Source organism: Nocardia bhagyanarayanae (assembly GCF_006716565.1).
In the GTDB taxonomy this organism is placed as follows: domain Bacteria; phylum Actinomycetota; class Actinomycetes; order Mycobacteriales; family Mycobacteriaceae; genus Nocardia; species Nocardia bhagyanarayanae.
Genome location: NZ_VFPG01000001.1, coordinates 2,501,505 through 2,525,599 on the forward strand (window position 1 = coordinate 2,501,505; position 24,095 = coordinate 2,525,599).

The window sequence follows — 24,095 nt, forward strand, 5'->3', positions numbered from 1 at the left end:
CAGTCAACTGCCACGAGTTCTTCCGTTCCACCGGCGCCAGGTGAGATAGGCCCGCACCCACCACTGCGGCTCGACGAGCCCGAACACCCCGGCCGAATATCGCATCGAGACCGGGGCGCCGCGGATATGACATTGGAGGTTTTGCGCGGCTCGACCGCATGCCGACCGGAATAGGCGCGAGCGGCGACCATGGCTCCGCGAGCCGCTGGTCGGGCTCGTGTTCATCACCGGTCGGCAGCGGTGTTCGAAGGCCCCTGTGACGACTGGCCGGGACCTACGCGGCGACGGTAGTGAGGCCGAGGTGGGCTTCGATGTCGGTGGGGGAGCCGGTGTAGTGGAGGGTGCGCAGGCCCAGGTGGGCGGCGGCTTGGCAGTTGTCGGTGCGGTCGTCGATGAAAAGGACGCGGCTCGGGTTGGGAACGCCGGTGGCGGCGAGGGCGTTTCGGTAGGTGTCGGGGTGGGGTTTGTTCTTGCCGAGCCGGGCCGAGTAGAGGGCGTCGGTCATCAGGGGGCGCCAGTGGGAGGCGTCGAGGGCATCGCTCACCGGATGGGGTGCGTTGGAGAGCAACACCATTGGGAGATCCACCAGTCGGGCCTGGTGCAGGAGTGCGACGACGCGGTCGTCGGTCGAGGTCCACATCGCGGTGTCGATGGCGCGCAAGCGGGTGAGTAGTTCGGGGTCCGGGCGGTGGCCGAGGACGGCGGTCCAGAAGTCCGCGTCGTGGGACTCGCCGGAGTCGTAGGGTTCGCGGGCGCTCCAGAAGGCATTCTGGAAGTGCCCGAGCTGGTCTGTGGGCCACCCGGCGAGTTCGGCGAGTCCGCTCCACATGGGAACGGTGGGCTGCAGGCCGATGACGCCGTTGTAGTCGAAGATGACCGCGTCGAGTTCCGCGGGCTGGTGAGATAGTGCGGTTACCACCGGTTCTCCAGGGCTCGATGAGACAGGACAGCCACGCCCGCGGCGAGCAGGGCGGGCAGCATTAGGGCGATGGGTAGGGTCGTCGCGGTGGCCAGGGCGCCGATGAGCGCAGGGCCCGCGAGCAGACCGAGGTAGCCGGCCACGGCCACGGTGGCGACCGCGCGCGGACCACCCGCTCCGGCCGCGCTGAACAGGGAAGGAATCGTGACGGACAGGCCGAGACCGAAAGCGGCCCAGCCCACCAACGCGAACGGGACGTCGGTCACCGCCAGGCCCGCGGCGAGTCCGATCGAGGCCAGAAACGCGCCCGCGCGAACCACTTTCGGCGCGCCGAAGCGCGCGATGAGCCGATCGCCGACTAGACGTCCGGCCGCCATGGCCGCGCTGTATCCGGCGTACGCCGCGGCACTGATCGCGGGGGACGCGTGCAGCCCGCTGAGATGCACCGCCGACCAGTCGGCCGCGGCGCCCTCGCCGAGCAGGCACGCGGCGGCCAGCAAGCCCAACAGCCAGAGCCGGGACCGGGACAGTTCCGACAAACGCTCCGGCGCAACGGTTTCCATCGGGCGGGGGTCCGCGGCCTGCGATCCGATGCAGCGGGTCGCGGGCGCCGCCGCGACTGTCGCCACGATCGTCACGCCCGCGGTGACGCCGAAGACGTACGTGTGCGAATCGTGTGCGGTGACGGCGGCGAGCACGGCCCCGCCCAGCGCGCCGAGACTGTAGGCCGCATGAAGGCCCGACATGATCGGGCGACCGTATGCCTGCTGGCACCGCACCGCCGCGCCGTTCGCCGCGACGTCCAGCACGCCGTGCGCGACACCGAAGAGCAGCGCCGCGGCGGCGAGTGCGATCGGAGTCCGGCAGGCGCCGAGCAACGCCAGGCTTACGGCGAGACCGATTGCGCCGCTGGTCAACAGCTGAGGAAGCCGCGTGGGTTCGGCGAGCCGACCACCTACCTGGAGGCCGGCGACCATGCCGACCGCGGCGGCGAGCAGTACCGCGGCAAGCCCCCCGGTGTCCAGCCCGGCGGACTCCTGAATGGCGGGAATCCTGGTTCCCCAGACGGCCATAACGACGCCGAGTCCGGCGAAGTACCCCGTCAACAAACCACGACTCCGCACTACGGCGTCGGGTAGATCTCGCGCACGTTCCGAAGCCGGCGCGATGGTGCGTGTCATGAAAGCTCCATCGATGCCGCCGCCCACTTCGCCGTCGAGAACGACCGCGAAATGGGCTGCGGGTGGGTGGGTATGACGATTTCCGCCTCTTGTCGACAAGAGAGGCGCGCGAACTCTTGATCGGAGGAACGTTCCGCGGGTCGAAGACTCGATGTGCTGCGCGACGCTGCGCGAACAAGCCGAAACCTACCAAGGGGTACGGGAAGCTACCAGCCGGAGCGGGCCTCGGTGATTCGCTCCACAAAATCCCGTCCGGAAGCATCAGTTACCAGGCGATCCGCGCGTGAGAGCGCTGAAATCGAATCGATTGCGAACCGGAAGCGGGCTGATTAACGAGTGATGAAATCTGAAGGGCCGCGGCGATCGAAGCTACGAAGGGCGAACATCGAAGTACCGGGCAGCGAGGTGGATCGCTGCCCGGGCCGGCCGACGAGCTCTACTCGCGGTGAAACCTCTCCCGCACCAATTCCATTCGCGCACGGAGTTCCTCGGGGCTGATGACGCCGCGATCCATCAACGTGTGCGCGGTGATCACCGCCGACCGGGCTCGCACGGGGAAGTCGTGGTAGATGGTCTCGCCGAGTGCATCTTCCGCGTGGCGACGTTCGAGGTTGTCGAAAGCCCCTCGCCACGAGAGGCATTCGCACGTCGCCTGCATGCTCGACTCCCACGGGTCGGGTTTGCGGTCGAGTTCGGGGAGGGTGGATTCGCGGGTGGATCCGGGCGCGAGGGTGTTCAGCAGGACGTCGTACGGGACGCTGGTCACCGGCTTCCCTCCCCTCGCATGGCGTCCTCGACTTGGTTCGGTGGTTTCTGGGCGGTCCAGTCGACCTGTGGCAGCGCGACACCGATCATGGTGTCGCGGGTGACGATCGCCGCGAGTTGTTCCTCGGTCCAGCCCTCGGTGCCCTCGGGGCGCATCGGCATGACCATGAAGCGGGATTTCTGGTTCGAATCGTGGACGCGGATCTCGACCTCGGGCGGGAAGTGCAGGCCGAATTCGGCGAGCACCTCGCGTGGCCAACGGACAAGGCGGCGACGGTAATTCGGGGTCCGGTACCAGTCGGGGGACATGCCGAGGACGGGCCGCGGGTAGCACGAGCACAGGGTGCACACGATGACGTTGTGCACCTCGGGAGTGTTCTCCAGGACGTAGAAGTAGGTGTAGTCGCTCGGCGTGCCGGAACCGGTGGGGTCGCGCCAGTCGATGCCGATCTCCTTGCACGTCTCGGTGCCGTCGGCGAGCAGGCGCGCCTTGAAGTCCGGGTCCAGCCACGCCTTCGCGACCAGTTTCGATCCGCCGTGCGGGCCGACCGCCTCGGCCCATTCGGAGAACCGCCGGTGGTCCTCCTGGGAGAACAGGCCCTTCTCGATGGCGAGTTCGCGGATCGCCGTTTCCAGCACCTCGAACTCGCTGATCTCCTCGCTCGCCTGGATCGGCGTGTGCGCCCCGTGGTCGTGGGTGTGACTCACTGCGAATCGTCCTCCTCTGCGGGCTCGAGCCAGCGCTCGGAGACCTCCGTCTCCAGGGTGTCGGCATCGAAGCCGGTGTAATTCGGCCACAGATCCTTCTGGCGGAACCGCACGACGTAGAACGGCTCGACGCGGCCGTCGTCGCGTCCCCACGCCTCGTCTTCCGGGATGATCCACTCCGGCCGGTACTCGACGACGACGCCGGTGCGACCGCGGGTGTAGCTCTGGGTGCGGGTGTGGAACATCGACGTCGCGTCGCGCACCGTCACGCGCTCACCGATGCGGTACTTGCGGGTCATGCTCGCTCCTTCAGCCGCGCGCGCACCTCGTCCAATTTCGCCGACAGCTCGTCGGGGGTGATCAGACCCTTGTTGATCAGCACCTTCGCCGCGACCGTCGCCCAACGCGCGTAGTAGGGCAGCCCGAAGTAGAGGGTCGCGCCGAGATCGTTCTCGGCGCGTCGGCGTTCCTCGGAGTTCCACACCCCGCGCCAGCCGAGGCATTCGCAGGTGACGTAGGTGTTCATCTCCCACGGCTCTTCGACTTTTTCCTTGTACTCCACCGGAATGTCCGGTTGACCGCCGACGTCGTGCAGGACGTGGCGCAGAGCCTCGAACAGCTCGTTCGAGATGTCGTACGGCGAATCCAGTGGCTTGCGGAACACCGGCGCGATGTCGGCGACCCGGTGCTGAAGCTGGTCGAAGCGATTCGGTGAACTCATGATGGCTCCGTTGTCGCGGCTCCGATTTCCCCGGCGAGATGCGGCGCGCGCCGCCTCGGGGCAGGCACTGGGGAGTGACCCCCATCACAAGCGCGGTTCAGGTTGCCAACGATACACGGCAGATTTGCCGTAATGAAGCTGCCGCGCTGCCGCTGTACCTGGCCGGAGTGCGGCGCAAGCCGCTCAGCGCAGCAAAACGTCCGCCAAAGCCCTGCCCGGCTCGATGCCGGGCGGTATTGCGAAGAACGCGCTGCCAGTGTGCTGGATGAGCGGATTCAGGCGGTCGCCGTCAGCGAGTGCGCGCTGGGCCTTGATGAACTGCTCGGGCGGGTTGTTCATGAACGCGGCGAAGAGCAGACCCGCGTCGAGTTGGTTGTGCCCGCCGTGGGTGTGCTCCGGCGTGCCAGGGGCGTGAGTGTGCGGTTCCTCGGCTACGCCGCCCGCGTTCGCGATGAGGGTGCCGTAGTCGTAGTTGTAGCTACGGCGCAGCATGGGGATGTTGTGCACGAGGCGAACATGCGCCCCGGCTGGAATGGTGAGTTCACCACTGGCTGTGCGAGATTCGAGGTCTATCGGATCGAACTCGTGCGCGCCGTGCAGGGGTGCGCCGTCGCCGCGGCGGCGGCCGATGATGCGGTCCTGCTCGGCGAGGGGAAGCTGGTCCCAGTCGGCCGTTTTCATGCGGATCTTGCGGAAGACCAGGTAGGTGCCGCCGCGCACCCAGTCCGGTTCGTCGGGGGAGTCGATCCACACCGTGCGGTCGAAATCGGCGGAGCCGGTTCGCGGGTTCGCCGTTCCGTCCTTGTGGCCGAACATGTTTCGCGGTGTGCCGCCGTCCGCCGGTCTGGTGAGGAAGCCGTGCTGGGTCCAGCGCATGCGGCCGAGGCCGGGCATGCGCGCCCGGAGGGCGCGGAACGCGTGGCTCACGATCTGGGCGTCGTCGGCGCAGATCTGAACCAGCACGTCGCCGCCGCTCCACGCGGGATTCAGTGTGTCGCCCGGGAATTCGGGGAGCGAATGCAGGTGGCGCGGGCGTCGGGACGCGAGGCCGAAGCGCTCGTCGAAGAGCGAGGGGCCGAGTCCGAAGGTGATCGTGAGCCGAGCCGGATCGAGGTCGGTGGCGAAATTGGTGTGCGCGCTGAAACCCGGTGCGACGCCCGGGGTTTCCGGGACGGGATCGCCGTTGGTCAATGCGGCGGCTGTCGCGGTCCAGCCGGTCAGGAGTTCCCGGAGCACGGTTCGATCCGGTCGCGCGACGTCGACGGACAGGAACAGCGCGTGCGACTGGGCGGGAGTATCGATACCGGCTTGCCTGGGGCCGTAAAAGGGCTCGGTGCGGGAGGGCGGCGTGGGATCGGGCGCCGTCGCGCGACCGGCGACCGCGCCGACGGCGGCCGCTCCCGCCGTGGCGAGACCCGCGCCGAACAAAGCGCGGCGGGAGACTCGTCCGGTTGGCGAATCGGAATTACTACTGCCTGTAGTACTTTCGCTCATGCGCCACAGCGTAGCGGCGCACGCGCCATCCTTCAATAAGGCTGAAGGTTAGCGACTCGTTCACCCGCACCGCGCTCGGGGGTCGCGATACGCGAAACTGAAGTCGTGACCATCGAGAACGCCCGACCCGGACCGCCCCCGATCAGCGCATCCATCATCGTGCTGACGCTCGCGCGCAAGGTGGAGAGCGAGCTCGGCGCCGCCCTCGCCCCGCTCGATCTCACCATCGCCAGGCTCGGGCTGCTCGGTCATATCTCCGGCGTGCCCGGCGCGTCGTTCAGCGATCTGGCGCGGATGTCGGGCATCAGCGTCCAGAGCGTGCACACCGCGGTGAAGGCGCTGGTCGCCGCGGGTCTGGTGCGCGACCGAATGGCGCGCGCCGGGTCGGCGTCGGCGATCGAGTTGACGCCCAAGGGTTCTCGGCTGCTCCGCAAGGCCGAGCGCGTCGTCGCCGAGGTGGACGATCGATTGTTCGGCGCGGAAGCCGACCCGATCCGGCGGCAGATCGGCGCGGCCATCCTCGCGGCCTTCGCCGACGGGATTCCCGCACCGCGCCCCGCGCGGAAGTGACTCCGCGCACCTCCTTCAGTTCGGCTGAAGCTTTCGGTTAGGCTTCAGCCAAACTGAAGGATGAAGGAGTCGATCGGTGAAGCATGTCTTGCTGTCGGTCCACGTGGTGGCGGCCATCGTGTTCGTCGGCGGCTCGGCCGTGGCGTCGAGCCTGTTCCCCCGGTACGCCCCGGTCGCGGCGGGCGCGGTGACCCGGGATCGGGCCGTACGCAGCGTCGCCGTCGCACAGGCGATGCACCGGGTGACCGGTGTCTACGCGGCGCTCGGGATCATCGTGCCGGTGGTCGGCATCGTGCTGGCCGCGGTGCAGGGCCGGATGGGCGAAATCTGGATCACGCTGGCCATGGTGCTCACGGCCGTCGCGGGCGGGCTGCTCGCGGTCCAGATCCATCCGATGCAGCGCGACGCGCTCGCGGACCCGGACGACGGTCGGCGGTTGCGCGTGCTCGGGATGCTCGCCGGCATCTACAACCTGCTGTGGGTGGTCGTCACCGTACTGATGATCGTCCGGCCCGGCTCCTGAGCCCGCGCGGATTCGATATCCGCGTCACCGCGCGGCCTCGCCCTCCGACCTGCGGCGCTCGCAACGCCCGGAAGCTTCCCAGCAGCGCGTTGGCACTATGGCTGGGGAAGTGATCGTCACGAGGAGGTAGTTGGACATGGCTCGGATTCCCACGGCGTTGTTGGCGGCCGGTGGACTCGGCGGTGGTTTCGCGCTCGCGCAGGCGACGAAGAAGCGCGAGCTCGGCGGTGTGGTTTTCGCTGCGGCGACGGCGGCCGCGCTGCCCCGGTGGCGGAAGACGGTCGGCAGCGGTGGGGCGGCGGCGCTGACGGGTCTGTCGGTGGGTGCCCTCGGCGCCTCGCATCCGTTGGCGAAGAAGATCGGCGCGTGGCCTTCGGTGGCGGCGGTGTCGGGTGTGGTCGCCGTGGCCGCTTGGGCGACGGTGGATCGTCGGGCCTGATCCGGATCATGGCTGTGCCGCCGGGGACCCGGGGTTCTCGACACGACGGACCGATGGGCTCGGCGCGGACCGAAACCTGCGGAGCCACTTCGGTTGCGGCACCGCATCGCGCCGCCTGATCCGAGTCGGCGCGGCTTTCGCGGGGCGGGCCCGATTCGAGTCGAGCCCGCCCCGCGTGTAACGGTTGTGTACGAACGAAAATCGAAACTAGGCGGCGGGGGGCGCGGCAGGCGGTGCGACGGGCGGAGCCATCGAACCTTCCACGGCGCCGACGATCGCGCCGATGCCCGCTCCAGCGGCGACGAACGGCAGCGACATCATGCCGACGGCCAGAGTCGCGGCGAGGACGGGCATGAAGAACAGCCCGGCCGGGGCGAAGGGGATGCCGACGACGAGGCCGATGGCTGCGCCCATCACCGCGGAGACGACCGCGATCGGGCTGGCGACGGCCGCGCCGACGACCGCGCCCTGAGCCGCGGTGCCGATGACATCGGCCGAGATCTGGTCGGACCGTGAGCGTTCCATCCCCGAGGCCTGAAGTGCGCCGGACAGCCCGTTCTGCGCGCCCATCGTGGCGCCGTTGATCTGGTTGGCCTGCTCCGGGCTGATCCAGTCGGGCCGTCCGAGTTCGACGTTGCCGATACGGATCACGTTCGTGGGGGCCGGGGCGGGCACGGCCTCGACGACCGGTGCGGCCGCCTCGGACTCGCCGTCGACGGCCGCCTCGGGTGCGGGCTCGACCGGGTCGGCGGCGGGCACGGGTGCGATCGCCGGGACGAGGGGCAGCGGGATCGCCGCGCCGAAGATGTTCGCGCCGAACGGGAACCGTTCGGCGATGGCGCCGACCGGAGCGGCCTCGCCGGGCGGAGGCGCGTCGGCGATCGCGGGTGCGGCCGTGACGACCGCGGCCGAGATCGCGCCGACGATCAGCGTCGTCGTGCGCAGCGAGAAGGAGCGGAACGGGATAACTGCCTTGTCAATGGCCATGCGGCGTCCTCATTCGAAGAAGCGGAGTTTCCTACGAATCTGATTCGGAGCCGCATCGCATTCGGATGAAAGGAATTTCACACGCCGCATCCCGCGCGGTCTGTTTCGCGCCGACGAGGGTGTCAGCTCGTCGCCTCGGCCATCTCCTCGGCGACGACCGGCTCGGCGACTTCCGGTGCATCGTCCGTCGGCCGACGTGTGCGCAGGTAGGCCCACTGCAACACGCCGAGCCCGGCCAATCCGGCGATCGCCGTACCGATTCCGATCTGCCAGCCCGGCGGCCGCCAGTCGACGACGAGTTCGGCGTTCTGCGTGCCGGGCGGGATGTCGACGGCCAGGAAGCTGCGGGCGACCGCGAACGTGGGCAGCTCGCGGCCGTTCAGCGTGACGCGGTGGCCCGGCCAGGTGAGGCGGGAGAACACGACCCGTCCTCCGGTCGCGGAACTGACCTTCGCCCGGGTGGTGATGTCGTCGTAGGAGCCGGTCGATGTCGCGGTGACGCCGGAGGTGTGCGCGATTGCGCCGTCGCGGGTGGAGGCCGGACCGCCCTGGCGTTCCAGCACCCAGATGAAGCGCTCGTGCCCGCGGTAGTCCGCCCACTGCCAGCCGGGCGGGGCCGGGTGATTACGCGCGTCGGGATACTGCGCGCGATGCAGGACGACGCGGTCGACCTTCATCAAGTCGACGACGGGAATTCCGGTCGACGGTTCGTCGGCGAAGGCGCGGCGGAACGCGTCCGGGCAGGTGCTGCCGTCCCACGCCATGCAGAGCAGTCCGGCGATTCCGGTGTGGCCGATGGGCGTGTAGGCGTTGACGTAGTCGAGTTCGAGCGCCTTGGCGTAGTTGCCGATGGCCAGCGATCCGTACGCGCCCGCGAGACTGCGGTCTTCGGGGGCGATGATCGCCCGGTCGGCGAGCTGCAGAGTGAGCCCGTCGAAATCCGGGAAGGCGGCCCGCATCTCGGAGCGCTTCTCGGGGAAGTTGTACGACAGCGGGGTCAGCGGCGCGATCGCCACCTGTGTGAAAGCGATCGGGAACATGGCGACCATGGTCAGCGCGCACGCCGCGACGATGCCGCGGTGGCGCGCCAGCCATACGACCGCGAAGCCGAGTGCGGCTACCACGACTGCCGCGATCAGATGCCGCAGCGCCAACAGCGGTGCGGCCGAGAACGATCGGACGAACAGCAGCCCGATCAGCACCCCTCCCGCGACCATCCGCCGTCGTGAGGCCGCGAAAGTGCCGTACCGGCTGAGCAATACGCAGACCAGCACGAGCAGCGCGATCGCCACCATCGGCAGCACCCGCGCGGGCCAGCGCAGCGGACCGATCGCGCCGGGGCCCGCGGTCCACATCAGCACCGCCGTCGCGAAGAACGCGATGCCGCTGAACTCCCGCGCGGAGCGGCGCGCCGCGCGCCAGTCGACGAAGGCGAGCGCGGGGATGAGGAACCACGCGATGTAGACCATCGGCAGCGGCTGCACGTGACCCCACCACGCGGTGAACGCGGGGGTGGTGCTCGGCAGGCTGGCGTTGAGCGACTCCGACCACGGCACCGTCAGGAAAGGATCGTTGTGGATCTGCGCGCTACCACGCCATGTGACCTGCGAGGAGAGAATGCCGGACAGGTTCGCGATCGCCGCCGTCAGCGCCGCGCAGCCGGACGCGAGCATCAGCCGCACGGCGGGCGCCCAGCGCTGCTGATGAACGATCTCGCCCGCCGCGACGGCGACGATCACCAGCGCCGATTCGACCGCGGGAAAGGCGTATTGGACGGTGAGCGTGAGATACAGGAAGACGAACAGCGGAATGGGGCCGCTGCGCCCGCGCGCGTAGTTCACGCCGGATGCCCAGGCGTGCACCATCCACGCTGTCGCGACGTGCGGGGTGAACCAGCTCGCCTCGTCGAAGAACAGGAACCAGCCGCTGAGCGGGAACGCCACGCCCGCGACCGCCGCCCACGGCGCGCGTGCGCCGTACGCGAGGCAGATACGGAAGACGCCGAGGCCCGCGATGATCGAGAAGGCCAGCTTCACCAGGGTCGCGTAGAGGGCGAGGTCGTCCATCGAGGGGGCGATCAGGAAGACCAGCAGGTGGGCCGGATTGAGCAGCCCGGCCTCCTCGAGCGTGTAGTTGCCCGCCATCCACTCGTGCGGGACGAGGATCGGCAATCGACCTTCCCGCAACTGGTTTCCGAGTGCCACCCACATGGGTGCGTACTGGGCCTCGGTATCGTCGGTGTAGTAGTGGCGCGGATCGGCAAGCAACACCGCCAGATAGCCCGCGATCACTCCTAGTGAGGTAACCGCCCCCCACTTCAGCCCTGCTCGGCGCGGTTCGATCGCCGCGATTGTGCTCACAAGGGGCGCAGCGTATTAGCACCGCATGAACGAAGCAAGAACCGGTCGGTGACATTTGTCCGATTAGTCCGTGCTGATGTCCGGTTGGATTTTGCTTCTCCGCACGTGATAAGAGGGTTGTCATGTCATGTTCACCGTCTGTCTGCCTGACGGACACCAGAGGCCGCGGCGCGCGGGTCCGGCGCCGGTCGATGCATCGATGAGGCCGCCGGAGGGGGCGTCCGCGGCGGTCGGCTCCGGCGAGGTCGAGGACCGGCGTGGGAGTTCGGCGAACACAACATCGGGCGCGGTCGGACGACGTTCGGCTCCGGGACGGACCATCGAGCCGGACGAAGCCGGTCGGCGGATCCGCGCGGAGCGGAAGCACGCCTACCGGCACGACCTGGACGGCCTGCGCGGCGTCGCGATCGCCTTGGTGGTGGTGTTCCACATCTGGCTCGGCCGGGTCTCCGGCGGCGTGGACGTGTTCCTCGTCCTCTCCGGCTTCTTCTTCACCGGATCGCTGCTGCGCCGCGCCGAGTCGACCGGCACGGTCGAACTCGCCGCCACGGCCCGGCGGTTGGGCAGGCGGCTGCTGCCGGGTTTGGTGCTCGTGCTGGCTGTCGTCGCGATCGGGACGGTACTGATCCGCCCGTACACACAGTGGACCGAGTCGGCCGCGCAGACGCTGGCTTCGCTGCTGTACTACCAGAACTGGTATCTGGCGCTGTCCTGGTCGGACTACCTGGCCGCCGACCCGTCGGTGAGTCCGCTCCAGCACCTGTGGTCGATGTCGGTGCAGGGGCAGTTCTATCTCGTCGCGCTGGCCGGAATCGCGTTGCTGGTGGCCGTCGTTCGCAGGTTCGGCCGGGCGTCCGCGCTGCGGCCGACGGCGGCTGTCGTGTTCGGCGGACTCGCGGTGGCCTCGTTCCTCTACGCCGCCCGCGGGGCGGAACTGCATCAGGGCTGGAACTACTACGACAGCCTGGCGCGCGGCTGGGAACTGCTCGCCGGTGCGCTTATCGCCGTGCTCGCGCCGAAACCGGCGGTGCCGCGCGCGCTTCGGGTGCTGCTGGCGGTGGCAGGTGCACTCGTCGTGCTCGGCTGCGGCTGGTTGACCAACGGCGCCAACGAGTTTCCCGGACCCGCCGCCCTGATTCCGGTGGGCGCGGCCGTCGCGCTGATCTTGTCGGGCGCTGGTCTGCCGACGGTCGCTCAGCCGCTGCCGAACCGGTTGCTCGCCGCCGCGCCGATGGTCCGGCTCGGTGAGCTCGCCTACGCGCTGTACCTCTGGCACTGGCCGATCCTCATCTTCGTGCTCGCCGAGCGCGGCACGCCGACGGCGGGCATCGAAGGCGGACTCGCGGTGCTCGCGGCCTCTTTCACGCTGGCGTACCTGACCCACCGCTTCGTCGAGGAGCCGCTGCGGACCGGCGCGGTCACGCGCTTCGCCGACTATCGCCGCCGCGCGGGCCGGGCGGTCGCGCTCGTCGGCGCGACGCTGCTCGCGGTGGCGGTCGGGGCGCAAGTGGTGACCAGGATGCTGCCGCCGCAGCCCGTCGCGCACCTGGATCCGACGCGCTATCCCGGAGCGGAGGCGTTGGCGGCGGGCGCGGCGGTCCCGCGGGCCAAGATGCGCCCGACGGTCTTCGAGGCGCCCGCCGACGCCGCCTACCCGTCGCGGGACAAGTGCATCGCGGATTGGGACACCCGCGAGGTGATCACCTGCACCTACGGCGACGCGGACGCGGAACGCACCATCGCCGTGGTCGGCAGCTCGCACGCCGAACACTGGGTGCCCGCGCTGGACGTGCTCGCCCGCGAGCACGGCTTCCGCATCACGGTGTACCTGAAGATGGGTTGCCCGCTGACGGTGGCGGCCGAGCCGATGTACAAAGGCGAGCCGATTCCCGACTGCCGCGACTGGTCGGCGGAGGTGATCGACCGGCTCGGCGTCGACCGGCCGCAATGGGTGTTCACCACCGGCACCCGCCCGCGCGACCGCACCGGCGACGAGACACCGACGGATTACCTCGAGGTCTGGTCCCGGCTGGCCGAGCACGGACTCAACGTGCTCGCCGTCCGCGACACGCCTTGGCTGCGCCGCGACGGCATCCGCTACCGCGCCATCGACTGCCTGGCCCAGAGCGGTGACGGCGTCAGCTGTGGCATGCGCAGGACCGACGCGCTCGACGAGGTGAATCCCGCCGCCGAGCCCGCCGCGTCCTTTCCCAACGTGTTCCCGCTCGACCTGACCGACGCACTCTGCACGCCGGAGGTCTGCCCGGTGATCGAGGGCAACATCCTCGTCTATCACGACGAGCACCATCTGACCGCCAGTTACTCGCGGTCGCTCGCGCCCGAACTCGGACGTCGGCTGGCGCCGATCCTGGGCTGGTGGTGAGTCGGGGCCGGACGACCCGGCCCCGACCGTCACAGCGCCAGCAGCGCGCGCCTGCCGAGTCGCGGATCGGCCAACGGCCGCACCGCGATTCGCATCAGCGCCAACGGATTGTCGTCGCCCGCGATGCGGTTCGCCTTGAGCGCGCCGCAGGCGGCGCACTGGTGCACGAGCAGCCACTCGCCGTCGTCACGGGCCGTGAGGCTGACCGCGGACATCCGCCCGCCGCACGTCGCCGCGCGATCGCCCGGGATCCGGCCGTCGACGTGGCGGCTGGACAGGCAGTGCGGGCAGTGGTTGCGGTGCGCGGTGCCCGGTGCCACGACCGACACCGCCATCCGGCAGCCGACGCAGCGGAAGGCGTCGCCGGATTCACCGCCCGGCCCGTGCAGCACGTCCTTGCGGCGTTGCGCGCGAGTCGTTTTCGTCTTTCTTCGCGGCATCTCGCACCCGCCTACAGATCGCCGAAGACTTCGAGCGGGAAGGGCGGTTCCGCGAGCGGACGCACGGCCAATCGCATCAGGACGAGTTGGTTGTCGTCGGCGCACACCGGGTACAGCGACAGCTCCTGGCAGCGGGTGCAGCGATGCACCACCGACCAGGAACCGTTGCGTTGCACCGCGATCGACAGCGGAGCCATCCTGCCGTGGCAGTCGGAGGCGCCGCCCTCGACGTGATCGACGGTGTGCTGCGAGGTGAGACAGCTCGGGCAGTGGTTGCGCCTGCTGTCGTCCGGCGCGAGCGTGGCGACGACGAGGCCGCAGCGCACGCAGGTGAAGGTTCCGGTCCGTAGCGCGGGGCTCGGACCCCGGTGGGTCGAGGTGTTGGGGTGGGACACCCGGATTCTCCTTACTCCTTGGCTGTGTGAAGAGCAGCGGGAGCAGGCCGAGTGCGCCTCGAAAGGTCAGTGGCGGTCGGTGTTACCGGCGTGGTCGAAGTTCCGAGCCACGCGTCGAGGCGCTCTCGGCGCGAGCCGGGCCATACATCGTCCTCCTTCTAGGCGACCGGATGGGTCGCGTCCACCGCGCGGTTGTGCGCGGGGGGAACTGTAATACCGGGTTCGGAGCGGGGCCACTGATTTTTCCCACCGACCTTCCTGCGACAACAGCCTGCCGCACAATCGCTCGAGCGGGCGCGCGGGAGCACCCGGGTACGCTCTGGGGAGCACTTGGCTCCACGTGAAGGATCTTCATTCCAGACGAGGGACGGGCCATGAACATCGCACTGTGGATTGTCGCCGGGTTGCTCGCGGTGGTGTACCTGGCCGCGGGTCTCGCGAAGCTCGCGCAGCCGTACGAGAAGCTAACCGCTAATCCGAGCATGGGCTGGGCGCGGGATTTCTCGCCCGGCGCGGTCCGTCTGATCGGCGCCGCCGAACTGCTGGGCGCCGCGGGCCTGATCCTGCCGCGCGCCACCGGAATCGCCGAGGTCCTCACGCCGCTGGCCGCGCTCGGCCTCGCCGTACTTCAGGCCGGCGCGATGCTGGTGCACTATCGCCGGGGCGAGACGAAGAACCTGCCGATGAATCTGGTGTTGCTGCTTCTCGCGCTGTTCGTCGCGATCGGTCGCTTCGCGGGCTGGGGCTGAACCTCGAGCCTCGCGAGGTATCCGGCCGCTCCCGCGACGGTTAGAGTCGGTATCCGGGGCGGTGCCGGCCGTGGGGATCTGGCCGATTGTGGGGTGCGGGACAGCCAAGAACATACGCGACCGAAGTACGTGAGGGGGAGTACGTATGTGGTTTCTTGTCGATGCGGCGGAGCCGGACAAGGTGATTCGATACCTGCCGAAGGAGGGGACGGTGCGGGCGCGTTCGCTGCACCGGGCGATACGACCGGCCGCGCTCGGGTGGGCGGCGGGCACGGTCGTCGGGCAGGCGGTCGAGGGCGCGCGGCAGTGCGGACGAACGGTGCTCGTGCGCGGCGAAACGCATCGGCTGCTGGCGATTCCGGTGCCGGGACCGGACGGCGCGGTGCTGGCCGTACTGCTGTGGGCGGGTCCGGCGCGGACCGATCCGCCCGCGCCACCCACTGTCGACGCGTTCGTATGGGACAGCCGCCAGTGGACGTTGCGCAACCACGGCGGCGGGGGATCGGTACTGCCCGAAGGGCATCCGATGCTGCACGGCGCCTGGTTCCTGTCGCGCATCATCGAGTGCGAGGACCGCGATCGGCTGATGACCGCGGCGCTCGACCCGCACCCCGGCGTCGCCTGGCGCGGCCCGATGCAGGTGCGTACACCCGACGACCGCACCGCGCGGGTCTTCGGCTTTCTGCGCTATCACGACGAGGGCGCGCTGCGCGGGCTGTTGCTGGAGGTCGCCTCGAACCGCGCGCCCGGTCTGGTGCCCGCGACATACCGGGACGACGCGGCCGTCGCGCTGCTCGGTGGCACCACCGCGCTGATCGACGCCGAGACCATGCAGATCATCGAATGGCTGACCCCGCCGCTCGGCGACATCGCCTGGCGGCACCACCCGGCCTCGCGCGGCCTCGATCCGGACGACGGCCGCGAATTCAACTTGGCCACTACCCATCTCGTGCACCCCGACGACGTGGACGGCTACTTGGGGGCGCTTCGCGAACTCGCCGAGCAGCGCAGCGACCGAACCAGAGTGGCGGTGCGGCTGCTGACACTGCGCCAGGACTGGCAGTCCGTCGAGTTGTACGGCGCCCGGCTGCCCAGCGGACTGCCCCGGTTTCTGATCTGCCTGATCCGGCCGGTCGGGTCGGATCCGGTGCCCCAGTAGGGAAACGGGACGCGGGCGGGTCGACCGGCGGTGACAGGCCGGTGGTCGACCCGACGCGGGCGCCGGTGGGGTGGCACGGGCGTTGCTATCGGTTCGCTGTTCGACGGCGCGAGCCCCGTTCAGCCGGGCGATCGGGGGCGGCATCGGCGCCGACAACGACGTCGCATCCGGCGCTGTACAGCGTCACCTTTCAGGACATCTGTCCAGTTCAGCGCGGCCAACCGGCCGGACGGGCGGTAGGACATGTGATCGGTACCACCCGGATCATGTTGATAGCATGGCGTTTCTAGCCGACCGGATGCGGGCGGACCCCTGGATGCACCTCGAAAGAGTCTTTCCATGCAGTTTGAAATCGTCGAGCGGGATGAGACGTGGGTCGCCGGATTGCCGGTGCGCAGCCCGAAGCGTGCGCTCGGGAAACTGCGTGACCACGATCTGGAGGCGGCATGGGCGGCCGTGCTGCACCAGGAACTCGGGGGACCGCTCGCCAGCGCCTACACCGACTACACCGGCGAACTCGGCACGTACAACTCGCAGATCGTCGGATACCAGTGCGGCTCCTTCGCCGAGGTGACTCGTGGCCATCTGGTCGCCCGCCTGCCGCGCGGCAGCTACGCGAAGTTCTCTTCGGTGGGTAATTTTCCGCAGGTGATGACCGACCTCTGGACGCAGATCGCCTACGCCGAGGAACACAATCAGATCAAACGAACCTATACCGGCGATTTCGAGTGCTACCCGCACGCGTACAAGATCGATCTGTACCTGGCGGTCGATCCCCGATGACCTATGCGATCGTCGTCCGCAACGAGGCGCTCTACGGCGGACTGGTGGTGCCACGGGTGCGTCCCAGCTTCAAGGTCAGCAACAGCGACCTGATCGAGTTCCTGAAGGACCGTTTGCGCGATCGCGGCGCCGCCGCGCAGCCCATGTACACCGTGTACGTGCCGGATCCGGCCGGAAACTACAACGCGATGGTCTGTTACGAATACGCGGAACCGGGCGATGTTCCTGTCGGCGATCTGCTGGTACGGGTACCGAAGGGCGTCTACGCTCGGTTCGAACCGAATGGGGACTATCACGACCCGGTAGAGGACGTGTGGGCGCAAGTCGACGACGCGACGGCGTCGGCGGAAATCACGCGGGCCTATCGGGAGGAGATCGAGGTCTGGCGCGGGCCCGACGCGGTCGAGTTGTTCATCTCCATCCTGGTGTGATAGCTGCCGGTTAACTAGATGTGAACCGACTGGTCTCTCCTTTTTAACTTAGGAATACCTTGCAGCCTTTGACCTGCATGTATTTCGGGGTACACGATTAGTTTTCGGGAGATTAACCAGACGCCTGGTGAATTCATGCGGGATGACGGATACTGCCCTAGGCAAACTCTCCCGGAGCGCTCGGGCGGCGGGTGAGGAGGTCGGCCCGGCTCGAAAACCGCGCGCGGGCGCGGTAGCAACGGAGTAGGAACACAATGACTGTCGAAACAGTCGCAGTCGGCGCCTTCGGCGCGCGCGATGCCGAGGTGTTGCGGTTTCGCGACATGCATTCCGGTTATGTCTTCCATGTGGCTCCTCCGGACGCGCATCCGGATCTGTGGCGACGCTATCTGCGCGGTGCGCTGCGCGTTTACCGGCACTACGAAGTCGATCCGGCATTGGAATACGAGAAAGTCTCCGACGGGCGCTCGACGTCGTTGTTCTTCGCGGCCGTCGACCCGGCGGGCCAGGTGGTAGCGGGGCTGCGGGCGCAGGGGCCCTACCTCGTCGAGGACGAGGTGCACGGGCTCGGCGCGTGGGCCGGACGCCCCGGTGAGGCCGATCTTCGCGCGATGATCGCCGAGCGGATTCGCGAGGGCATCGTGGAGGTCAAGGCGGTTTGGGTGGCGCGCAACGGCATTGCGCACCGGGCCCAGCTCGGCGCCGCGATCTCGCGCTGCGTGGTGCACGCGGCCTGGTTGCTCGGCGCGCGGTTCGGTTTCGTCACCGCCGCGGCGCACACCGCCCGCCTCTACGAATCCAGCGGCGGACGGATCGCCGAGGGCGTGCCGCCGGTGCCTTATCCGGACGATCGCTATCGCACCGTCCCGCTCTGGTGGGACACCCGCGCGTACCGTGCCAACGCCAGCAAGCTACAAGGCTCGCTGCTCGCTCTCGAACGCGCGGCGCTCGGCGCCTGGTTCGCCCAGACACGCCGCCTGTCCACCGCGGTCGACGCTCGGACGGGGGGACTGGCGCAGGCATGAACGGTGACCCTGGTCCCGGTGCGGACTATCGGCCGCTGATCCTCGACGAGACGGTGCCGGACGAAGCGTCCGTCCTCACGCAACTGCGTAAGTCACCGATGATCCGCATTCTCGACCTGCGTGACGTGCTGCACGCGGAACTCCGCAAGGTGCACAATCCGCCCGACGACCACGGCGGCCCGGAAACGGACCGCTGGGTCTACTACCCGTGGCGGCGCACGCTGGTCGGATTGCCCGGCGAACAAACCTTCCGCGCGATCCGGCTGGACCGCAACCGGAACAAGGTGACCCGCGACGAACAGCGGCGGCTCGCGGGCCTGGCCATCGGGGTGGTCGGGCAGAGCGTCGGACACGCCATCGCGCACACCCTCGCCATGGAGGGCTCCTGCGGGCTGCTACGCCTGGCGGATTTCGACGACATCGAGCTGTCGAATCTGAATCGGGTGCCCGGCAACATCTTCGACATCGGCGTGAACAAGTCGATCGTGACGGCGCGGCGGATCGCCGAGCTCGATCCGTACCTGCCGGTGGAGGTGTACACCGCGGGCATCGACGAGCGCTCGGTGGACGAGTTCCTGCGGGGGCTGTCGATCGTCGTCGAGGAATGCGACTCGCTGGACGTCAAGTTCGCGGTCCGCGAGGGCGCGCGCCGCCACCGGCTGCCACTGCTGATGGACACCAGCGACCGCGGCCTGTTCGACGTCGAGCGCTACGACCTGGAACCGGAGCGACCGCCGTTTCACGGCCTGCTCGGCACGACCACCGCGGCCGATCTGCGCGGGCTGTCGACCAAGGAGAAGGCGCCGCACGTGATGCGGATCCTGGATCCGAAGGAACTGTCGGCGCGAATGGCCGCGAGCCTGGTGGAGATCGACGAGACCGTCACCACGTGGCCGCAGCTCGGCGGCGACGTCCAGCTCGGCGCGGCCATCGTCGCCACGGCCGTGCGCCGGATCGGCCTCGGCTACAAGCTTTCCTCCGGCCGGACCAGGATCGACCTGGAGCGCGGACTCGACGGACTCGCCGAGCCGGAACCCGAGGACCTGGTCTGGGAGAACGAACCCGACCCCACCGCCGTACCGTCCGGACCCGCGCGGGTGAACGTGCTGCACTGCGCGCAGCGCGCGCCCTCGGGCGGCAACACCCAGCCCTGGCTGCTGCGGATCGAGGACGACGCGCTGCGCATCGAGCTCGCCCCGAATCGGTCCTCGTCGCTCGACATCGGCTACCGCGGCAGCGCGGTCGCGATCGGCGCCGCGCTGCACAACGCCCGCGCGGCCGCCGCGGCGCACGGCATCCTCGGTGGTCGCCGTTTCCTGGAGGACGACGGCTTCACCGCGCTGCTGGAGTTCGGTTCGGGCTCGGATCCGCTGTTGGCCCGCGACTATCCGGCGGCGCTCGCCCGTGACACCAATCGCAAGCTCGGCACCGGCGCGCCGCTCGACGACGGCGTGCTGGCCGGTCTCGCCGCGGCCGCCGCCGCGGAGGGCGGTGCGGTGCGCGCGATCACCGGCCGTGCCGAGCTGGCCCACGCGGCCGCGCTGATCGGCGAGTCGGACCGGATTCGTCACCTCACCCCGCGGCTGCACCAGGAGATGTACGGCGAACTGCGCTGGCCGGGCGAGGACTTGCGCACCGGCATCGACGTGCGCGGCATGGAGCTGGCGCCGGACGAACAGGCCAAGGTGCGGATCGGCGGACGCGCCGATGTGATGGCGAGATTGCACGAGTGGTCCGGCGGTGTCGCGCTCGGCGAGTACAGCCGGGATCGGGTGCTGTCCAGCTCGGCTCTCGTCGCGGTGACTCTGCCGTGCCGACCGGGGCCGGACGGCGCGAGTCTGGCCGATTACGCCACCGCGGGAGCGGCGTTGCAGCGCGTCTGGTTGGAGGCCGGACGTCGCGGTTTGGCCGTGCAACCGGTGTCCCCGGTGTTCCTCTACGCGCGGCACCCCGACGAGCTGATCGCGATTTCCCCGGATTTCGCGGATACACTAACGTCACTTCAGGGCCGTTTCCTGGACCTGCTGGGAGTGCCTGGACATGAGATCATGGCATTGGTGCTTCGCCTGAGCTACGCGGCAGCAGCCACGGTCCGCAGCAGGCGGCTTCCAGTGCCGGGTGCGGGCGACCGCAGCTAGCACGATCGGAGACAAGGTGCCTCGGCGAACGCTCGACTCACTGGTGACGCAAGTCGCCGCCGAGTTGATGGGCGTCGACGCCACGACCATGGTGGCGGCGAGCGAACGCGTGCTCGCCAAACTGGTCGAGCATTTCGACGTCGACTTCAGCTACCTGCGCCACACCGACCGGGAACGGCGCGCCACCGTGCTCGTCGCCGAATGGCCGCACCGCGGCGAGATCCCCGATCCCGATCCGCTGAAGGTGGTGCAGTTCGAGAACGCCGACTCGGTCTTCCGTGAACTCGAGTTCGCCACCGAGCCGATCGTGGTGCGCCCCGACCAGCGCTCCGCCGACTACCAGGAGACGATCCGGCGCTCCTCGGGGATTCCCCAGGTGGCGATGGCGTGCGTGCCGCTCATCTCGCGCGGCGAGTCCACCGGCGTGCTCGGTTTCATCAAACAGGGCGACCGGGATTGGAGCACCAGGGAACTCAACGTGCTCAAGGCGATCGCCGCCCTGTTCGCCCAGGTGCAGGCGCGGGTGGTGGCCGAGGAGCGGCTGCGCTACATCGCGCTGCACGACGATCTGACGGGCCTGGCGAACCGGCGCGCGTTGCTCGAGCACATGGAGGACCGACTACGCGCAGGCAATCCGGGACCGGTGGCGGCGTTCTTCCTCGATCTCGACCGATTGAAGGCGCTCAACGACTTCCTCGGACACACCGCGGGCGACAACTTCATCCGCACCCTCTCCTCGCGGCTCAGAGAGAACCTGGACTCGAACGACATGATCGCCCGCCTAGGCGGCGACGAGTTCGTCATCGTGCCCGCCAAGCCGATGGACGCGGTCACCGCCGAGCTCGAGGCCACCAGGATCCAGCAGCTCATCGGCCGCCGGGTGACCGTCGGCGGCGAATCGGTGAGCCGGGGCGCGAGCGTCGGTGTGGCCGTGGGCATCCCGGGCGAGACCACGGTGGCCGACGTGCTGCGCCGCGCCGACCACGCCCTGCTGTCGGCCAAATCGGGCGGCGGCAACGGCGTCGCGGTGTTCACCGACGCCATGCGCGCCCAGTTCGAACTCCAGGACGACGTGGAGCTGAACCTGCGCGGCGCGGTCTCCGACGGCTCGCTGCTGCTGCACTACCAGCCCGAGGTGGACCTGCGCACCGGACGGATCGTCGCGCTGGAGGCGCTGGTGCGCTGGATGCATCCGACCAGGGGACTGCTGCCGCCCGGCGCGTTCGTCACCGTCGCCGAGGCGACGAATCTGGCGGGTGAGCTGGGTCGGTGGGTCATCCGCTCGGCCTGCGCCCAGTTCGCCGAATGGCGCCGCCGCGGTCTGGCCGCCAACGTCGTGATGCGCATCAACGTCTCGCCGGTGCAGTTGGTCAGTCTGGATTTCGTGGAGCGGATCGAGGACATCCTGCGGCTGTTCGGCATCGACGGCAGCTCGGTCTGCCTGGAGATCACCGAGCACGTCGTCGTCCAGGATCTCGCCCGCACCCAGGTGACGTTGCGCGGGCTCAAGCGGATGGGCGTGCAGATCGCCATCGACGATTTCGGCACCGGCTACAGCTCGCTGTCGCATTTGAAGGCGCTGCCGGTGGACGCGGTCAAGATCGACCGCGGTTTCGTGCAGCGACTCGGCGCGAGCACCGACGACCTGGCCATCGTGAAGTCCATCATCGGCCTCGCCGGTTCGTTCGGGCTCGGCGTGGTCGGCGAGGGCGTGGAGACCGCGGTGGCCGCGCGCACGCTGGTCGGCCTCGGTTGCTATCGGGCGCAGGGCTTCCTGATCGCCAGGCCGATGCCCTCCGACCAGGTCGAGTCGCACCTCGCGCTCGGCCGGATTCCGCTGGATCTGGATCTGCCGCGCGCCGCGCGCGGCGTCGCCAAGCACTGACACCGATTCCCCGGTTCTTTCACTGCTGTTCACCGCCTGTTGAGCGCTACGGTGCCGCGGGTATCCGGTTGCGCTGCGACGATCGGCGGGTGCGCATCGTGCAGCTGGCGAACTTCTACGGTCCGCGGTCCGGCGGGCTGCGCACCGCATTGCATCATCTGGGCGCGGGCTACGTGGCGGCCGGGCACGAGGTGGTGCTGATCGTGCCGGGACCGCGCCGCAGCGAGGAGGTGCTGCCCGGCGGCGCGCTGCGGATCACCCTGCCCGCCTTGGCCATTCCGTGGACCGGCGGCTACCGCGCGGCCGACCCGCGCCGGGTCGCCGACGTGCTCACCGGGCTGCGGCCCGACGTGCTCGAGGTGTCCGACCGGCTCACGTTGCGCGGTTTCGGCCGCTGGGCGAGTCGCCGCGATGTGGCGAGCGTGATGATCTCGCACGAGCGGCTCGACCGGCTGCTCGGTCAGATCCTGCCGGGCTCGCTGGCCCGCCGGTGCGCCGACATCGCCAACCGGCACACCGCGGCCGAGTACGACATCGTCGTCTGCACAACGGAATTCGCGCGCGCGGAGTTCCTGCGCATCGGCGCGCCGAACGTCGAGCTGGTCCCGCTCGGGGTCGATCTGGACCTGTTCAGCCCGCGCCGCCGCGACCGCCGCCTGCGCGCCGACCTCGCGGCGGCCGGGCATCCGCTGCTCGTGCACTGCGGGCGGCTCTCGGTCGAGAAGCGCGTCGACCGCAGCATCGAGGCGGTGGCGGAGCTGCGCAAGGCGGGCACCGAGGCGCGCCTCGTCGTCGCGGGCGACGGACCCCGCCGCGACGCGCTCGAACGGCGCGCGCGTGCGTTGCCGCCGCTGCCGAGCGGGCAGCCCGCGGTGCACTTCACCGGCTTCATCACCGATCGGGCGATGGTCGCGAAATTGCTTGCCACGGCGGACGTCTCGCTCGCCCCTGGTCCGCACGAGACCTTCGGGCTCGCCGCGCTGGAAGCGCTCGCTGCCGGCACGCCGGTGGTCGCGAGCCGCTCGTCGGCGCTCGCCGACATCGTCACCGCCGACTGCGGCGCTGTCGCCGACGACCACCCCACCGCATTCGCCGAGGCCGTCACCGACGTGCTCGCGATGCCCGCGGTCGGCCGCCGCCGCGCCGCCCGCACCCGCGCCGAACAGTTCACCTGGCCCCGCGCCGTCGCGGGCATGTTGGACGTCCTCGGACGCTAATCCCGGGCGGCGAGGACGGCGTCGTACAACTCGCGGCGGGAGACGTTGTTGGCGCCGGCGATGTGGGCGCAGGCGTCCTTCAAGCGCAGGCCCTGGGCCGTCAGCGCTTCGACCTCGGCGACCAGGTCGGCCGGGTCGGTGGCCTTCGGTTGGGCGCCTTCCAGGACGACGGTGATCTCGCCGCGGGCGCTGTCGACGGCCCATTCCGCGAGTTCGGCAAGCGTGCCGCGGACGACCTGTTCGTAGGTCTTGGTGAGTTCGCGGCAGACGGCGGCGCGGCGGTCGGGGCCGAGCACCTCGACGGCGTCGGCCAGGCAGTCGGCCAGCCGGTGCGGCGCCTCGAAGAAGACGCAGGCGCGCGGCTCCTCGCGCAGAGTGCGCAGCCATTCCTTGCGCTGCCCCGACTTTCGCGGCGGGAAGCCGTCGAAGCAGAAGCGCTCCACCGGCAGCGCGGAGAGGGCGAGCGCGGTGGTGACGGCCGACGGACCCGGTAGGCAGGTGACCGGAAGATCCCGTTCCACGCAGGCCGCGACCATCCGATAGCCGGGGTCGCTGACCGAGGGCATGCCCGCGTCGGTGACCAGCAGAACGGTGCGCCCGGCCTCGATCTCGCTCAGCAGCGCCGGGATGCGGGCGGTCTCGACGTGGTCGTAGAAGCTCACCACCCGCCCGGTGATCTCGACGCCGAGCGCCTTGGCGAGGGCGCGGGTGCGGCGGGTGTCCTCGGCGGCGACCACGTCGGCGGATCCCAGCGCGTCGCGCAGGCGCTGGGACGCGTCCCCGATATCGCCCATCGGCGTCGCCCCGAGCACCAGCCGCCCGC

24 protein-coding genes are annotated in these 24,095 nt (G+C 69.4%); 12 read left to right on the forward strand and 12 right to left on the reverse strand.

The features are described from left to right. Nucleotides 1-274: 274 nt before the first annotated feature. From FB390_RS10440 to FB390_RS10470, 7 genes are all read right to left on the reverse strand, one after another. A complete protein-coding gene (locus FB390_RS10440) occupies nucleotides 275-919 on the reverse strand; it encodes an HAD-IA family hydrolase (protein ID WP_246123951.1) in 645 nt (214 codons plus the stop codon). Then, on the reverse strand, nucleotides 913-2,100 hold the full coding sequence (locus FB390_RS10445; protein ID WP_141808775.1) for an MFS transporter: 1,188 nt from the start codon (nucleotides 2,098-2,100) through the stop codon (nucleotides 913-915). The genes FB390_RS10440 and FB390_RS10445 overlap by 7 nt, the downstream gene beginning before the upstream one ends. A gap of 436 nt (nucleotides 2,101-2,536) precedes the next feature. Continuing rightward, on the reverse strand, nucleotides 2,537-2,866 hold the full coding sequence (locus FB390_RS10450; RefSeq protein WP_141808776.1) for an SH3-like domain-containing protein: 330 nt from the start codon (nucleotides 2,864-2,866) through the stop codon (nucleotides 2,537-2,539). After that, nucleotides 2,863-3,573 carry a thiocyanate hydrolase subunit gamma gene (gene scnC / locus FB390_RS10455; RefSeq protein WP_141808777.1) on the reverse strand — a complete coding sequence of 237 codons (711 nt, stop codon included), beginning with the start codon at nucleotides 3,571-3,573 and terminating at the stop codon, nucleotides 2,863-2,865. The genes FB390_RS10450 and scnC overlap by 4 nt, the downstream gene beginning before the upstream one ends. Then, nucleotides 3,570-3,872, reverse strand: a complete 303-nt coding sequence (locus FB390_RS34725) for an SH3-like domain-containing protein (RefSeq protein WP_067784346.1) — start codon at nucleotides 3,870-3,872, stop codon at nucleotides 3,570-3,572. The genes scnC and FB390_RS34725 overlap by 4 nt, the downstream gene beginning before the upstream one ends. After that, on the reverse strand, nucleotides 3,869-4,294 hold the full coding sequence (locus FB390_RS34730) for an SH3-like domain-containing protein (protein WP_141808778.1): 426 nt from the start codon (nucleotides 4,292-4,294) through the stop codon (nucleotides 3,869-3,871). Before FB390_RS34730 ends, FB390_RS34725 begins: the two co-directional genes overlap by 4 nt. A 183-nt stretch (nucleotides 4,295-4,477) precedes the next feature. Next, complete coding sequence (locus FB390_RS10470) at nucleotides 4,478-5,788, reverse strand: Dyp-type peroxidase (protein ID WP_141808779.1); 1,311 nt, start codon at nucleotides 5,786-5,788, stop codon at nucleotides 4,478-4,480. Between the two features lie 105 nt (nucleotides 5,789-5,893). Here FB390_RS10470 and FB390_RS10475 point away from each other — a divergent pair, with 105 nt between their 5' ends. The 3 genes from FB390_RS10475 (at nucleotide 5,894) to FB390_RS10485 (ending at nucleotide 7,320) form a co-directional block, all read left to right on the forward strand. Further along, entirely contained in the window at nucleotides 5,894-6,358 is a 465-nt protein-coding gene (locus FB390_RS10475) for a MarR family winged helix-turn-helix transcriptional regulator (protein ID WP_141808780.1), read from the forward strand. 76 nt (nucleotides 6,359-6,434) lie between these two features. Beyond that, the gene (locus tag FB390_RS10480) at nucleotides 6,435-6,881 is read left to right on the forward strand and encodes a hypothetical protein (RefSeq protein WP_141808781.1); all 447 of its coding nucleotides are present in this window, start codon (nucleotides 6,435-6,437) and stop codon (nucleotides 6,879-6,881) included. A 136-nt stretch (nucleotides 6,882-7,017) separates the two neighbouring features. After that, nucleotides 7,018-7,320 carry a hypothetical protein gene (locus tag FB390_RS10485; RefSeq protein WP_141808782.1) on the forward strand — a complete coding sequence of 101 codons (303 nt, stop codon included), beginning with the start codon at nucleotides 7,018-7,020 and terminating at the stop codon, nucleotides 7,318-7,320. A 207-nt stretch (nucleotides 7,321-7,527) separates the two neighbouring features. On the opposite strand, the gene FB390_RS10490 is transcribed toward FB390_RS10485, so the two are convergent. Together FB390_RS10490 and FB390_RS10495 are read right to left on the reverse strand one after the other, a co-directional pair. Then, the gene (locus tag FB390_RS10490) at nucleotides 7,528-8,307 is read right to left on the reverse strand and encodes a hypothetical protein (RefSeq protein WP_141808783.1); all 780 of its coding nucleotides are present in this window, start codon (nucleotides 8,305-8,307) and stop codon (nucleotides 7,528-7,530) included. Nucleotides 8,308-8,429: 122 nt separating this feature from the next. Further along, complete coding sequence (locus FB390_RS10495; protein WP_141811666.1) at nucleotides 8,430-10,658, reverse strand: hypothetical protein; 2,229 nt, start codon at nucleotides 10,656-10,658, stop codon at nucleotides 8,430-8,432. Between the two features lie 208 nt (nucleotides 10,659-10,866). Here FB390_RS10495 and FB390_RS10500 point away from each other — a divergent pair, with 208 nt between their 5' ends. Then, nucleotides 10,867-13,050: an acyltransferase family protein gene (locus FB390_RS10500; RefSeq protein ID WP_141808784.1), complete on the forward strand. Its 2,184-nt coding sequence runs from the start codon at nucleotides 10,867-10,869 to the stop codon at nucleotides 13,048-13,050. Nucleotides 13,051-13,079: 29 nt separating this feature from the next. Here FB390_RS10500 and FB390_RS10505 read toward each other — a convergent pair whose 3' ends face one another. Both FB390_RS10505 and FB390_RS10510 read right to left on the reverse strand, forming a co-directional pair. Continuing rightward, the gene (locus tag FB390_RS10505; RefSeq protein ID WP_141808785.1) at nucleotides 13,080-13,490 is read right to left on the reverse strand and encodes an RNHCP domain-containing protein; all 411 of its coding nucleotides are present in this window, start codon (nucleotides 13,488-13,490) and stop codon (nucleotides 13,080-13,082) included. Nucleotides 13,491-13,501: 11 nt separating this feature from the next. Then, nucleotides 13,502-13,885 (reverse strand): RNHCP domain-containing protein, encoded by a 384-nt coding sequence (locus tag FB390_RS10510; protein WP_141808786.1) that lies wholly within the window; start codon nucleotides 13,883-13,885, stop codon nucleotides 13,502-13,504. 374 nt (nucleotides 13,886-14,259) lie between these two features. Between FB390_RS10510 and FB390_RS10515 the strand changes: the two genes are divergently transcribed. The 8 genes from FB390_RS10515 to FB390_RS10550 all read left to right on the forward strand — a co-directional run bounded on the left by FB390_RS10515 (nucleotide 14,260) and on the right by FB390_RS10550 (nucleotide 23,272). Next, nucleotides 14,260-14,634 carry a DoxX family protein gene (locus tag FB390_RS10515; protein ID WP_141808787.1) on the forward strand — a complete coding sequence of 125 codons (375 nt, stop codon included), beginning with the start codon at nucleotides 14,260-14,262 and terminating at the stop codon, nucleotides 14,632-14,634. A gap of 145 nt (nucleotides 14,635-14,779) precedes the next feature. Beyond that, complete coding sequence (locus FB390_RS10520) at nucleotides 14,780-15,793, forward strand: GAF domain-containing protein (RefSeq protein ID WP_141808788.1); 1,014 nt, start codon at nucleotides 14,780-14,782, stop codon at nucleotides 15,791-15,793. 339 nt (nucleotides 15,794-16,132) lie between these two features. After that, on the forward strand, nucleotides 16,133-16,576 hold the full coding sequence (locus tag FB390_RS10525) for a GyrI-like domain-containing protein (RefSeq protein ID WP_067784386.1): 444 nt from the start codon (nucleotides 16,133-16,135) through the stop codon (nucleotides 16,574-16,576). Beyond that, complete coding sequence (locus FB390_RS10530; RefSeq protein WP_141808789.1) at nucleotides 16,573-17,007, forward strand: GyrI-like domain-containing protein; 435 nt, start codon at nucleotides 16,573-16,575, stop codon at nucleotides 17,005-17,007. Before FB390_RS10525 ends, FB390_RS10530 begins: the two co-directional genes overlap by 4 nt. 254 nt (nucleotides 17,008-17,261) lie before the next feature. Further along, nucleotides 17,262-18,032 carry a hypothetical protein gene (locus FB390_RS10535; protein ID WP_185756991.1) on the forward strand — a complete coding sequence of 257 codons (771 nt, stop codon included), beginning with the start codon at nucleotides 17,262-17,264 and terminating at the stop codon, nucleotides 18,030-18,032. Beyond that, a complete protein-coding gene (locus tag FB390_RS10540; RefSeq protein WP_141808790.1) occupies nucleotides 18,029-20,170 on the forward strand; it encodes an Rv1355c family protein in 2,142 nt (713 codons plus the stop codon). Before FB390_RS10535 ends, FB390_RS10540 begins: the two co-directional genes overlap by 4 nt. A gap of 67 nt (nucleotides 20,171-20,237) precedes the next feature. Continuing rightward, the gene (locus tag FB390_RS10545; protein ID WP_141811667.1) at nucleotides 20,238-22,055 is read left to right on the forward strand and encodes a putative bifunctional diguanylate cyclase/phosphodiesterase; all 1,818 of its coding nucleotides are present in this window, start codon (nucleotides 20,238-20,240) and stop codon (nucleotides 22,053-22,055) included. A gap of 89 nt (nucleotides 22,056-22,144) precedes the next feature. Beyond that, nucleotides 22,145-23,272 carry a glycosyltransferase gene (locus FB390_RS10550; protein WP_141808791.1) on the forward strand — a complete coding sequence of 376 codons (1,128 nt, stop codon included), beginning with the start codon at nucleotides 22,145-22,147 and terminating at the stop codon, nucleotides 23,270-23,272. Here FB390_RS10550 and rsmI read toward each other — a convergent pair. Then, entirely contained in the window at nucleotides 23,269-24,066 is a 798-nt protein-coding gene (gene rsmI / locus FB390_RS10555; protein ID WP_141811668.1) for a 16S rRNA (cytidine(1402)-2'-O)-methyltransferase, read from the reverse strand. The two genes, FB390_RS10550 and rsmI, sit on opposite strands and share 4 nt — an antisense overlap. Nucleotides 24,067-24,095 lie beyond the last annotated feature (29 nt).

Coding starts and splice junctions, on each gene's coding strand:
- FB390_RS10445 (WP_141808775.1), bottom strand. CDS start 2,100: ATGACACGCACCATCGCGCCGGCTTCGGAACGTGCGCGAGATCTACCC.
- FB390_RS34725 (WP_067784346.1), bottom strand. CDS start 3,872: ATGACCCGCAAGTACCGCATCGGTGAGCGCGTGACGGTGCGCGACGCG.
- FB390_RS34730 (WP_141808778.1), bottom strand. CDS start 4,294: ATGAGTTCACCGAATCGCTTCGACCAGCTTCAGCACCGGGTCGCCGAC.
- FB390_RS10470 (WP_141808779.1), bottom strand. CDS start 5,788: ATGAGCGAAAGTACTACAGGCAGTAGTAATTCCGATTCGCCAACCGGA.
- FB390_RS10485 (WP_141808782.1), top strand. CDS start 7,018: ATGGCTCGGATTCCCACGGCGTTGTTGGCGGCCGGTGGACTCGGCGGT.
- FB390_RS10490 (WP_141808783.1), bottom strand. CDS start 8,307: ATGGCCATTGACAAGGCAGTTATCCCGTTCCGCTCCTTCTCGCTGCGC.
- FB390_RS10500 (WP_141808784.1), top strand. CDS start 10,867: ATGAGGCCGCCGGAGGGGGCGTCCGCGGCGGTCGGCTCCGGCGAGGTC.
- FB390_RS10505 (WP_141808785.1), bottom strand. CDS start 13,490: ATGCCGCGAAGAAAGACGAAAACGACTCGCGCGCAACGCCGCAAGGAC.
- FB390_RS10515 (WP_141808787.1), top strand. CDS start 14,260: ATGAACATCGCACTGTGGATTGTCGCCGGGTTGCTCGCGGTGGTGTAC.
- FB390_RS10520 (WP_141808788.1), top strand. CDS start 14,780: ATGTGGTTTCTTGTCGATGCGGCGGAGCCGGACAAGGTGATTCGATAC.
- FB390_RS10525 (WP_067784386.1), top strand. CDS start 16,133: ATGCAGTTTGAAATCGTCGAGCGGGATGAGACGTGGGTCGCCGGATTG.
- FB390_RS10530 (WP_141808789.1), top strand. CDS start 16,573: ATGACCTATGCGATCGTCGTCCGCAACGAGGCGCTCTACGGCGGACTG.
- FB390_RS10535 (WP_185756991.1), top strand. CDS start 17,262: ATGACTGTCGAAACAGTCGCAGTCGGCGCCTTCGGCGCGCGCGATGCC.
- FB390_RS10540 (WP_141808790.1), top strand. CDS start 18,029: ATGAACGGTGACCCTGGTCCCGGTGCGGACTATCGGCCGCTGATCCTC.
- FB390_RS10545 (WP_141811667.1), top strand. CDS start 20,238: ATGGGCGTCGACGCCACGACCATGGTGGCGGCGAGCGAACGCGTGCTC.
- rsmI (WP_141811668.1), bottom strand. CDS start 24,066: ATGGGCGATATCGGGGACGCGTCCCAGCGCCTGCGCGACGCGCTGGGA.